Below are 12094 nucleotides of genomic sequence, written 5' to 3'. Positions count from 1 at the left end.
TTGATAACATAATACAGATTCATATGAAAAAAAACATGGGCGGTCTGGACCGCATAATTAGATTGATAATAGCCTTGGTGGTGGTTGCCCTATATTATTTTGGGGTCATCTCGGGCACGTTGGCCTACGTGCTACTGGCCTTGGCTGCCATATTTGTTTTGACAAGCTTTGTTAGTTTTTGTCCTTTGTATGTACCCTTTGGAATTAAGACATGTAAAGCCAAGGACTAGGTTTTTTCTTGATTGGTTGATGACAAAAACCACCCATTTATGGGTGGTTTTTTTATGGGTTTTGGCGAGGATTTCATAAACAAGGCTTAGGTGTTTTATGGATAATGTAACTTTTGTTACACTTTTTTAAGGATATCCATGATATTTTACGGGATAAAATGAAAATAGTGTAAGGTATGAAATCACATTATCAAGTCTTGATCATTGGGGGAGGCACGGCCGGAATCATGACGGCGGCCCAGCTTTTGGCGAAGGACAAAAAATTGGACGTAGCCATTATAGAACCGTCCGAAACGCATTATTATCAACCTGCATGGACCTTGGTGGGTGCGGGGGCCTACGATTTCAACAAAACGGCAAAGCGTATGGCCGATGTAATGCCCAGTGGAGTGGAATGGGTGAAGGACAAGGCCATGGGATTTGATCCTGGGCAAAATAGTGTATCCACCGAAAGCAATGGGGACATTACTTACGATTTTTTGGTCGTAGCCCCAGGCTTGGTCATGGAACCAGGTATGATCAAGGGCTTGCCAGAGGCCTTGGAACTCGGTGTGGCCTGCAGTAACTATACGGACCCGGAACATACATGGAACACCATTAAAAACTTCAAAGGGGGCAATGCGCTCTTTACGCAGCCCACTACGCCCATCAAATGCGGGGGAGCACCTCAAAAAATTGCCTATTTGGCGGCCGATTATTTCAGGAAAAACGGACTTAAGAACAAGGCCAATGTCATATTTGCCACCCCGGGAACGGTAATATTTGGAGTAAAGGAAATCCGGGAGACCTTAATGAAGGTGATAGATCGTTATGGCATTCATTTTAAACCATTTTATTCCCCAAAAGAAATTGATGTGGAGAACAGAATAGTACACTTTAGCCATACTGCTCCCGAAGAGAACCGCTGTATTATTAACGAGGATAATGAACTGGGAGAGCAAATGGTTGGCGATGTGGATATCAGTGTCCCGTTTGATATGCTACACTTGGCTCCACCCCAAGCTGCCCCAAGATTTGTAAGGGATTCGGTTTTGGCCAATGATGCCGGTTGGTTGGATGTGGACCATCATTCCATGCAGCACAAGACATACCCCAATATTTTTGGACTAGGTGATGTAGCCGCCTTGCCAACGGCCAAAACTGGTGCAGCCGTTAGGAAGCAAGTGCCCGTAGTGGTCGAGAACATCATAAAGTTGATGCACCATAAACTCGCAGACAACCATTCCTATAATGGGTATTCATCCTGCCCTTTGGTAACTGGGTATGGTAAAATGACCTTGGCGGAGTTTGACTATAACAACAACTTCATTCCCGACCCCAAATTAAAGCGCATGTTGGTGTTTAATAGCGACAAGGAGCATTGGAGGTTATGGATGCTCAAAAAATATGGCCTGCCTTATTTGTACTGGAATAAAATGTTGAAAGGCAAGAATGTATAGCTCCATCCAAGGAATATTCCCTTTTATGAGAATTGTCATACTTTATGGTAAATAATGCCATTACATTTGGTCATATTAAATGCATACCTATGAAAACTTTTTTGGCACTTCCCTTGGTTTCTTGGGACAACGGCATAATCATGATCGCTGTATTTGGTGTAGTGGTCTTGGCTTTGGTTCTTGCTGTTCTAATGATGATGAACAGCGGGAAAAAGTAATTTTTCATTCATTTTTTCTTCTTATGGGTCACTTTTCAGAATAGATTTGCTCGTAACAAGTCATGTTTTGAAAAGATGACCTAACTTTTCTCGGACGCAACTCTGTACGTCTATCTTCTTTTCTTTTTCTAACACCCCAGTGACAGAATCATGGTAACCAATGTTACTGTGGGAACAATTCCATCGCTATAATTTTGGCTCAAAATGAACTAAAATGCAGCGAACTTTATTAGTAATGTCATTGGTGCTCACGCAAGTGATTTTTGCCCAAGATCAGGTGAAGATTTCATTGGATGATGTCTTGGCTAGGGTACAAGAATCCAATGCGAGCATTCAGGTTTCCGATCAGGAAGCAAAAATGGCCAAATACGATTATAGATTTTCAAACTCTGTCTTTTTGCCACAGATTTCTGTATCGCATACGGGAATGGCAACCACAAACCCTTTAATGGCATTTGGGTCCAAACTCAACCAAGGGATTCTGACCCAGGCCGATTTTAACCCAGCCTTACTGAACGATCCAGATCAGGTGGAAAACTTCGCCACAGTGGTGTCTGTGGAGCAACCCTTGATCAATATGGATGGTTTTTATCAGCGTAAGGCAGCCAAAACTACCATGGAAGCCAAAGAACTCCAGGCGATGCGAACCCGGGATTATTTGGATTTTGAAGCCCAGAAAGCCTATGGTCAATTGCAATTGGCGTACCGAGCTGTGGCGGTGTTGCAAAAAGCATATGAAGCGGCAAATGCCAACTTGAATATGGCCCAGAACAGCTATGATCAGGGGTTGCTTCAAAAAGCAGATTTGCTGGAAGTGAAAGTACGGGTGACCGAAGTTTCAGGCCAATTAAAAACATCCAAGAGCAATGTCCAAAATGCATCGGACTATTTGGCTTTCTTGATGAACGAACAGGGGAACGTGGTTTATGAACCCTCCGAAGAACTGGTTCCGGATAATCTTGATGAAAACATGGATATTTCCTTGGAAAACAGGGCCGATGTTAAAGCCATGGACTTGGTGTCCGAAGCCTATAAAGCAAATATGAGGGCAGATAATATGACCTTTTTGCCTAGGCTCAATGCATTTGCCAGCTATGAAATGTACGATGACCAGATTTTTCAGGCAGACGCCAAAGGATATATAGTCGGGGCAAGTTTGAGCTGGGACGTGTTCAAAGGTTCCCAACGATTTGCCAAAGCAGGAAAAAGCAAAACAAACTATGAAAAAGCAAAACAAGAATACGAACAGTACGTCGCCAAAAGCACTATGGAGCTACAACGCACCAAACGGATGGTCGAAGATGCGCAAAGCAGGCTCCAGACCTCAAAATTGGCTATGGAGCAATCCGAAGAATCATTGAGAATACGTACAAACCGATTTGGGGAAGGCTTGGAAAAAACAACCGATTTATTAATGGCCGAGGCCACCTATGCCGAAAAGCAATTGGCCTATTATCAAACCATTTTTGAATACAATCAAGCACAATCCTTACTCACATTTTTAACCAAAGAATAATTGCAACATGAAAAACACTACGATATATAAAAGTTTCATTCTAACTGCATCCTTGGGATTGATCATAATGGGCTGTGGAAGTGATAAAAAACAAACTGCGGAGACAACCGTAGCAGTACCGGTAACGGTTGCCGATGTGGATACAGGAGATCGCTCCACCATTTTGGCAGGAAGTGGTCAAATCAAAGCTGTGAACAGTGCCACATTGAGTACCCGAATGATGGGCTATGTGGAATCCCTTCCTGTGAAGATAGGTCAAAAAGTAAACAAGGGAGACTTGCTTATTTCCATAAACAATGGAGATCTAAGAGCTAAAAAAGCACAAGTGGAAGCTTCCATTACTGAAGCAACGGTAGCCTTCAACAATGCGAAAAAGGACTACGAAAGATTTCAAAACCTATTTAAAGAAAGCAGTGCTTCTCAAAAGGAATTGGATGATATGACTGCACGTTACGAAATGGCCAAAGCCAGATTGGAGGCAGCAAATCAAATGAAGAACGAGGTGAATTCCCAGTTCGCCTACGCAGATATCAGAGCACCATTCAGTGGTGTGGTGACCAACACCTACATTGATGAGGGTGATATGGCCAATCCTGGAGTGCCTTTGGTTTCCGTGGAATCCCCAGGAACAGGATTTGAGGTAGAGGCCAAAGTGGCCGAGAACAATATTTCTGCCATTAAAGTAGGCACAATAGCCCAAGTTTTGGTAAAAGCATTGGATACCACCCTCGCAGGTAAGGTTTCCGAATTGAGTGCTTCTGCACAAAATACAGGAGGCCAATATGTAATGAAAGTAAGCTTGGATGAAACAGATGCCAATATTTTGTCAGGTATGTATGCAACCATAAGGCTGGAGACGGAACAAAAAGGTTATGGGAATGACATGGTTGTGGTTCCGTCGAAGGCCCTGGTGCATAAAGGTCAATTGACCGGGGTGTATACCTTGGGACAAGACAATGTGGCCTTGCTTCGTTGGTTGCGATTGGGCGAAAATCATGGAGAGGAAGTAGAAGTATTATCTGGATTGTCCAAAGGAGATCAATACATCGTATCAGCCGAAGGAAAGCTGTACAATGGAGCTAAAGTAAGCATTCAATAACCCAAAAAAGCTAACAATGAAAGACGGACTAGCAGGAAAAATAGCCAAAGGGTTTATCAGCTCCAAACTAACGGTACTCTTAATGATCGTGTTCATGGTCATTGGGGTGTACAGTTCTTTTTTGATCCCAAGGGAAGAGGAGCCACAGATTGATGTGCCCATGGCGGATATTTTTGTGGGATACCCTGGAGCCAGCCCAACAGAGGTGGAATCCAGAATCACAAAACCGCTTGAAAAAATTATATCGAACATCAAAGGCGTAGAATACGTGTACACCACTTCCATGCAGGAGCAGGGGATGGCCATTGTACAATTCTACGTAGGGGAAGATATTGAAAGATCACTGGTACGCTTGTACGATGAGATCAACAAGCACATGGACCAAATGCCAAACGGGGTTACCATGCCCTTGGTAAAAACCCGTGCGATTGACGATGTGCCCATGCTCGCCTTAACGCTTTGGAGCGATGAATACGATGATTTTCAGTTGCGAGAGATTTCTGGAGAGTTAATCAATGAGGTTGAAAAAGTAAACGGGGTTTCCATCACTAAAAAGATTGGTGGAAGAAACCGCCAGCTTCGTGTGGTGGTGGACAAGGATAAAATGGCCGAATCAGGCATTGACATGTTGGCCGTGGCCCAAATGATTCAAGCCAACAACCAACAAATGGATGCTGGGAATTTCCTTTCCAACGACACCGAGTACCACATCAGTACAGGCAACTTTTTGGAAAGTAAGGAAGACCTGGAAAACCTGATAGTGGGCACCAAACAAAATCAACCCATCTATTTAAAACAGGTGGCAACCGTTTTGGATGGTCCTGAATTGCCTAAAAATTATGTTTCCCTTGGATTTGGAGGGGCAAGCGAGAAGTCAGAAACTTTCAAATCTGAATATCCAGCGGTTACCATTTCCATTGCCAAAAGAAAAGGGGCCGATGCCATGAAGATTGCCGATGTGGTGTTGGACAAAGTGGAGCACTTGAAATCAAATTTGATTCCCGATGATGTACATGTTGAGGTAACCCGTAACTACGGTCAAACCGCTTCCCAAAAAGTATCCGAATTGTTGATGCACTTGATTGGGGCAATCATCGCCGTAACCTTTGTGGTGATGTTGGCCATGGGGTGGAGAGGTGGATTGGTGGTGTTCCTTTCCGTACCAATTACATTTGCATTGACACTATTGAGTTATTACATGCTTGATTACACTTTGAACCGAATCACTTTGTTTGCCTTGGTGTTTGTAACGGGTATTGTGGTGGACGACTCCATCATTATCGCGGAGAACATGCACCGCCACTTTAAGATGAAACGTTTGCCATTCAAAGATGCAGCACTTTATGCCATCAATGAGGTAGGTAACCCGACCATTCTGGCCACCTTTACGGTAATTGCATCTGTATTGCCCATGGCATTTGTATCAGGATTGATGGGGCCTTATATGTCCCCAATGCCCATCGGTGCATCCATTGCCATGTTGTTGTCCTTGTTTGTGGCCTTGACTATTACCCCGTATTTGGGATTCATCTTCTTGAGAGAAAAGGATAAAAAGAAAAATAAAAAAGAAAAAGAGGCGGTCGAAATTCAGGACACCTTTATTTATAAAGCCTATGAGCGTTTCGAAAAACCACTGATTGAAAGTAGAAAGAAGCGATGGGTATTTATTGGCATCACTGTGGTGTTGTTATTTGCTTCTGTGGGTATGTTCTTTACCAAATCGGTAGCCGTAAAAATGCTTCCTTTTGATAACAAGAACGAGTTCCAAGTGGTGATTGACCTCCCTGAGGGATCTACTTTGGAACGTACATCAGCAGTTGCTAAAGAAGTGGGGGCTTATTTGTCCACTAGGCCCGAAGTGGTGAACTATCAAACCTATGTGGGGACATCAGCACCTATCACATTTAATGGATTGGTGAGACACTATGACCTACGTGGAGGCAACAACATGGCCGATATTCAGGTGAATCTTACCGATAAGCACGATCGTAGCGAACAAAGTCACGATATCGCCAAATTGTTGCGACCCAAAATCCAAGAATTGGGCAAAAAGTACAATGCGAACATCAAGATAGTTGAAGTGCCACCAGGACCTCCTGTGCTTTCAACTATTGTTGCTGAAGTTTACGGACCCGATTACGACAAGCAAATTGCATTGGCCGAGGATGTAAAAGGCATCTTGAACAATACCACCGACGTTGTGGATGTGGATTGGATGGTAGAGGACGACCAAGTGGAATACGATTTTGTGGTGGACAAAGAGAAAGCGATGCTTTATGGTGTAACGCCACAACAAATTGTTCAAGTGATGGCCATGGCTTTCCGTGAGCAACCCGTTTCCCATATCTATCGCGAAGAAGCATTTGACCAAATCGGAATTGTATTGTCCGTAAGTGAAAAGGACAAATCAAGCTTGGATCAGATCCAACAATTAAAAATAACATCCCAACAAGGGCATATGGTGTCAGTTGGTGATTTGGTTTCCATTAAAGAAGGAACCAAGGCCAAGAGCATCTATAGAAAAAACCAAAAACGAGTGGTGTATGTAATGTCCGATATGGCGGGTGAACTGGAAAGCCCGGTGTATGCCATTTTGGGTATGACAGATAAGTTAAATCAATTGGAGCTACCTCAAGGGTATTCCATTAACGAGCTCTACATGGAGCAACCCCAATATGAAGATGACTATACGGTAAAATGGGATGGGGAATGGCAAATAACCCTTGAGGTGTTCCGTGATTTAGGAATCGCGTTCCTTGGTGTAATTGTGATCATTTATATGTTGATCGTAGGGTGGTTCCAAAACTTTAAAGCGCCCATGGTAATGATGGTGGCCATTCCACTTTCCTTAATCGGAATTGTGTTGGGTCACTGGATGTTGGGCGCATTTTTTACTGCAACCTCCTTTATCGGGATGATTGCCCTAGCGGGAATCATGGTGCGGAACTCGGTATTGCTTATCGACTTCATCAACCTTAGGTTGAATGAGGGAGTTCCCCTTAAGCAAGCCGTAATTGAAGCAGGTGCCGTACGTACCACACCTATTTTGTTAACCGCAGGAACCGTTGTTATCGGAGCTTTTGTGATCTTGTTCGACCCCATTTTCCAAGGGTTGGCCATATCACTCATGGGAGGAACCATAGTGTCTACCGTATTGACGCTCTTGGTGGTACCATTGGTGTATTATATGATTGAACGTAAAAATTACAACTAACATGAAAATGATCATTGTTACCACGGTAGAGGAATACAAAAAGGATGTCCTGAAGATTTTTAAAAAGGCAGGTGTGGAAAGTTTTAGTGGTTCCGATATCGACGGATATAAAGGCGCTGCCCCATTGATGTACACCAGCAGTTGGTTTCCAAGCGAAAAAGGCGGGGCCGCTTCCAATATGTTTTTCTCGTTCACCGAGGAGGAAAAAGTGACCGAACTGTTCAAATTCTTGAAACAGTTCAATGAGGAAAGTGAGACCACCAACCCCATAAAGGCGGTGGAAATCCCTATTGAAAGAACCGTTTAAAATACTTAAAATGAGAAATAGAATTGTAAGAGGAGTAGCCGGAACCTTTATATTGATCAGTTTGATCTTGGCCATTTATGTGAATATCAACTGGCTTTGGTTTACCGCATTTGTCGGGGCCAACTTGTTGCAATCTTCCTTGACCAAATGGTGTTTGTTGGAAGATATCCTGAAGAAGTTCGGGGTATCCGACTCGGACAAGAGTTGCTGTTGAAACAGTAGGTTTGATATTTAAGGCATTTTCTCCACCTTTGTTAAAAATTGGAGAAAATGCTTTATCAACCTTGGCCTTGGTATGTAGCCGGGCCCTTAATTGCCATTTGTATGGCATTGCTCATTTTAATGGGCAAACGCTTCGGAATGTCCTCCAACCTTGAGACGTTTTGTTCCATTGGTGGGGCAGGAAAGTTTTCGGATTACTTCAAAGTAGATATTAAATCCAAACGCTGGAACCTATTGGTGGTTCTGGGTTCCGTTATTGGTGGATTTTTGGGAGCACATTGGTTGTCGCCCAATCCCGGAGTGGATATTTCACCCAAAACCGTTACCAAACTTCAAGAACTGGGATTTGATAGCGCCGGAAAAGCCTATTTGCCTACGGAACTTTTTAGTTTGGAATCGTTGTCCGACCCAAAAGTTTGGATCATCTTATTGATCGCAGGAATTTTGGTGGGCTTCGGAACGCGTTATGCCGGAGGATGTACCTCTGGACATGCCATTTCAGGTCTTAGTAATCTACAGCGACCATCCCTTATTGCGGTCATCGGATTTTTTATTGGTGGATTGATCATGGTTCACTTGTTGTTCCCTTTAATTTTTGGATCATGAAGAATATAATCTACATCATATTGGGCACCTTTTTGGGAATTGTCCTTTACAAATCGGAAGCAGCATCATGGTTCCGAATCTATGAAATGTTCCAATTCGATTCGTTCCACATGTACGGGATTATTGGGTCAGCATTGGCGTTGGGAATTGTGTTGGTGCAATGGATCAAGAAATCAAAGACCAAATCCTTTTTTGGGGTACCGATTAACATTCAGGATAAGGAAAAATCTTTTACGAGATATATTTTGGGCGGAACTCTTTTTGGATTGGGTTGGGCCTTGGCAGGGGCATGCCCTGGACCTATGTATATTTTAGTGGGAGCTGGATATTGGCCTGTCATTATCGTGCTTATCGGTGCCATACTTGGAGCTTTCTTTTATGGCATACTAAAGGATAAATTACCGCATTAGGGTTGATTTAACGGAATATTTGGGCAACACAACGAGTTTGGATGGCATCTCTAGGGTAGGGTTTTAGCTTTGGGGTACCCAAACCTACTTATAGTCCCAAGATGAAGCTTACCGTTTGTATCATAGACGATGATTTAGTGTCCCAGTTTGCGACACGTTACTGCATACAGCAATCCCAAGGAGATTTTGATATTATTACCTGCGCGAGCGGGGAGGAAGGTCTTTCCGTTTTTTTGGATTTGGTGGAGAACAATGGGAAGCTTCCCGATGTGGTCTTTTTGGACTTGGTCATGGAAGGGATGAACGGTTGGACTTTTTTGGAGAACCTTCAGAATCTCTTTAAAGGGCACGAACTTCCCCGGGTCTATGTGTTATCGGCCTTCTCCAATACGTTGGACCGGACCATTGCCAAAGGCAACCAACTTATTTCAGGATATGTAGACAAACCGCTTTCCCGTTCTTTTTTGGATAAAATCCTACAGAAGGAGCAGAAGAGAGGGAATATCTCCTCTTAAAATTGCTTTTTCGTTTTTACAGTTGGACATTATACCGTGTAAAGGCCCATTAGGTAGTGCAAAGTTTTTGAAAAAAACATATTTTTGCAGTCCATTTTCTGGAATGGCCCCGTAGTTCAATGGATAGAATAGAAGTTTCCTAAACTTTAGATGCAAGTTCGATTCTTGCCGGGGCTACTTTTTGACTTCTGAATGATTCAAAGAATCATTAAATAAATGAAAACCAGACATTTAATATTTTTTGATTTTAATTGAATTACTTTGATTTCGGCTTTTAGAGTTCACAAATCGTCAACATTTTTCAAGTTGCTATTTTAATTTAAGTAATTAAAATTCAGTAATTTAGTTGGAACACTCGATTTGATTTGACTTTCGTCTTCGTCAACGTTTAACAAAAAGAAGACAACTATGAGGTCAAATTTCACTTTTTCCGTCCTGTTTTGGCTTTATTCCGGTAGGTCAAAAAATGGAAAAGCCCCTATTTATGCCAGGATTTCTGTCAATGGTAAAAAACTGAACATTAGTTTAAAGCGGAGAATCCAAATCAATCACTGGGACTCCGAAAGGCAGCGGGTAAAAAATTCTACTATTGATGCCAAATCCATCAACCAATATCTTGATGGGTTCTACTCTGGTTTGTTTCATTCATTCCAACAATTACGAATAGAGGGTAAACATATCACTCCTAAGAGTGTAAAGGCCAGGTTTCTGGATGAGGAAGTGGAGAATCAACATTTTACCATGAAGGACTTAGTGTCCTACCATAATTCCAATATGTTTCCCAAGCTCCACGGAAATACCTCGAGACTCTACCTGACAAGCCAGAAGTATATCTTTTTATTCTTGAAAACAAAATTAAAATTGGAAGACATCAGACTTGATGAACTGAATTATAAGTTTATCCTTGACTTTGAAAATTTTCTTCGCAAGCATAAACCTAATCACTATCAGAAGCAAATTGGTAACAATGCTGTAATGAAGCATATTCAAAGACTGAGGAAAATGGTCTCTCTGGCCTATCGACTGGAGTGGATAGATAAAGACCCGTTTAGGCAGTTTAAACAAAGGTTGACCCCTACGAACAGAGAATATTTAGGTTCCGAGGAACTTCAAGCGATTGAAGAATTGGAGCTTCAAACCAAGCGATTAAAAACTGTTAGAGATCTTTTTGTATTCAGTTGCTATACCGGTATATGCTATACTGATTTAATGCTTCTGACCGAAGATAACGTAATAATGGGGTTGGATAAAAAATATTGGATAATCACTAAAAGGCAGAAAACCCATAACCCTGTTAAAATACCACTTTTAAAAAAAGCTATGGATTTGATTGAACGGTATAAACAAGATTCCAGATCAGTAATAAATAATACGCTGTTCCCAAGAATATCAAATCAAAAGATGAACGCCTATTTGAAAGAGATTGCAAGTGAAGCAAAAATTAAAAAGAATCTTACATTTCACATGGCAAGGCATACGTTCGCCACGACAGTTACCCTGACCAATGGTGTACCCATAGAAACCATTTCAAAAATGTTGGGACATCGAAAACTTACCACCACCCAGATTTATGCAAAGGTGTTGGAAAGGAAGGTTGGTGAGGATATGGAGATTTTGAGAAGCAAATTAGAAGTAGCAACCGAATCAGATTTAAAGAAGAAAGCGAACCAAGGGTAACGTAGTGTTGCAAGTCCCAATCTTACCCAGACTTTTGCGCTTGGTTCCTATCGAGTTTTTGTAGTGTTCGGGAAGATAAATTCATTCAACAGCTTCTAATAAACAAAAACCACTGAATTTATTGTTACTCTATACACCAAAGAAAGGTATTTCGGTTTTCACGCTTGCGTGAAAAAAGGAATAGCAAGAGGGTGATGCGCAGATTGCGCCATCATGGTTGTTTTCGGGTCTTCAACAAGTTGAAAACCAGTTGATTGACCTGATTTTGTAATACTTCACAAAGATCGGGGCTACAGTAAACTTTTCCTAAATCTACAGTAAACCCTTTGGGAAGCCCTGTAAGCCCTGGAAATTTTTGACGAAAAAATTGACACAATTTGATGAAAAAACAAAATGGCCTATGGAAGCAGTCTAAAGCTTAAAATAACGGAATGGAGATTGGAACAATATAAAATTGAGGCTAACAGACCGTTGGATTACCTCAAATGATGAGAAGAGTATATCGGATTAATGGATAAAATTACCTCGCTCAGTAGTATTAGTTAAGGGTAAGTTTTGGGACGCTTGCAGCACTTCACTGCGTTACGCTCGCTAAATTTTGATTTTTAATACTAAATGAATCTTGGGTAGCGCAAGCTTTT

The 12094-nt window shown here is 42.0% G+C and carries 12 protein-coding genes and 1 tRNA gene; all 13 read left to right on the top strand.

Annotated elements, in window-relative coordinates; all coding sequences use genetic code 11:
* The first annotated feature begins 23 nt into the window (after window positions 1-23).
* The 13 genes from ACPD8L_RS09440 to ACPD8L_RS09380 all read left to right on the top strand — a co-directional run bounded on the left by ACPD8L_RS09440 (window position 24) and on the right by ACPD8L_RS09380 (window position 11453).
* A complete protein-coding gene (locus ACPD8L_RS09440) occupies window positions 24-230 on the top strand; it encodes a YgaP family membrane protein (protein WP_293303458.1) in 207 nt (68 codons plus the stop codon).
* Between the two features lie 176 nt (window positions 231-406).
* On the top strand, window positions 407-1669 hold the full coding sequence (locus tag ACPD8L_RS09435; protein ID WP_423943102.1) for an NAD(P)/FAD-dependent oxidoreductase: 1263 nt from the start codon (window positions 407-409) through the stop codon (window positions 1667-1669).
* An 89-nt stretch (window positions 1670-1758) separates the two neighbouring features.
* A complete protein-coding gene (locus ACPD8L_RS09430) occupies window positions 1759-1887 on the top strand; it encodes a hypothetical protein (RefSeq protein WP_423943101.1) in 129 nt (42 codons plus the stop codon).
* Window positions 1888-2101: 214 nt separating this feature from the next.
* Window positions 2102-3403 carry a TolC family protein gene (locus tag ACPD8L_RS09425; RefSeq protein ID WP_423943099.1) on the top strand — a complete coding sequence of 434 codons (1302 nt, stop codon included), beginning with the start codon at window positions 2102-2104 and terminating at the stop codon, window positions 3401-3403.
* Window positions 3404-3410: 7 nt separating this feature from the next.
* Window positions 3411-4502, top strand: a complete 1092-nt coding sequence (locus ACPD8L_RS09420) for an efflux RND transporter periplasmic adaptor subunit (protein WP_423943098.1) — start codon at window positions 3411-3413, stop codon at window positions 4500-4502.
* A gap of 16 nt (window positions 4503-4518) precedes the next feature.
* On the top strand, window positions 4519-7716 hold the full coding sequence (locus tag ACPD8L_RS09415; protein ID WP_423943096.1) for an efflux RND transporter permease subunit: 3198 nt from the start codon (window positions 4519-4521) through the stop codon (window positions 7714-7716).
* Between the two features lies 1 nt (window position 7717).
* On the top strand, window positions 7718-8023 hold the full coding sequence (locus ACPD8L_RS09410) for a hypothetical protein (RefSeq protein WP_116216924.1): 306 nt from the start codon (window positions 7718-7720) through the stop codon (window positions 8021-8023).
* A gap of 10 nt (window positions 8024-8033) precedes the next feature.
* A complete protein-coding gene (locus ACPD8L_RS09405) occupies window positions 8034-8237 on the top strand; it encodes a YgaP family membrane protein (protein ID WP_116216925.1) in 204 nt (67 codons plus the stop codon).
* A gap of 56 nt (window positions 8238-8293) precedes the next feature.
* Window positions 8294-8851, top strand: a complete 558-nt coding sequence (locus ACPD8L_RS09400; protein WP_423943094.1) for a YeeE/YedE family protein — start codon at window positions 8294-8296, stop codon at window positions 8849-8851.
* On the top strand, window positions 8848-9261 hold the full coding sequence (locus ACPD8L_RS09395) for a DUF6691 family protein (protein ID WP_423943092.1): 414 nt from the start codon (window positions 8848-8850) through the stop codon (window positions 9259-9261). The genes ACPD8L_RS09400 and ACPD8L_RS09395 overlap by 4 nt, the downstream gene beginning before the upstream one ends.
* A gap of 101 nt (window positions 9262-9362) precedes the next feature.
* Window positions 9363-9776 carry a response regulator gene (locus tag ACPD8L_RS09390; RefSeq protein ID WP_421810592.1) on the top strand — a complete coding sequence of 138 codons (414 nt, stop codon included), beginning with the start codon at window positions 9363-9365 and terminating at the stop codon, window positions 9774-9776.
* A gap of 105 nt (window positions 9777-9881) precedes the next feature.
* Window positions 9882-9953: transfer RNA gene (locus ACPD8L_RS09385), tRNA-Arg, on the top strand.
* A 231-nt stretch (window positions 9954-10184) separates the two neighbouring features.
* Window positions 10185-11453 (top strand): site-specific integrase, encoded by a 1269-nt coding sequence (locus ACPD8L_RS09380; protein ID WP_423943090.1) that lies wholly within the window; start codon window positions 10185-10187, stop codon window positions 11451-11453.
* The last annotated feature ends 641 nt before the right edge of the window (window positions 11454-12094 follow it).

Origin of the sequence: Flagellimonas algicida (genome assembly GCF_049629585.1) — a bacterium.
GTDB lineage: Bacteria > Bacteroidota > Bacteroidia > Flavobacteriales > Flavobacteriaceae > Flagellimonas.
This window is presented reverse-complemented; position numbering and strand designations above follow the sequence as displayed.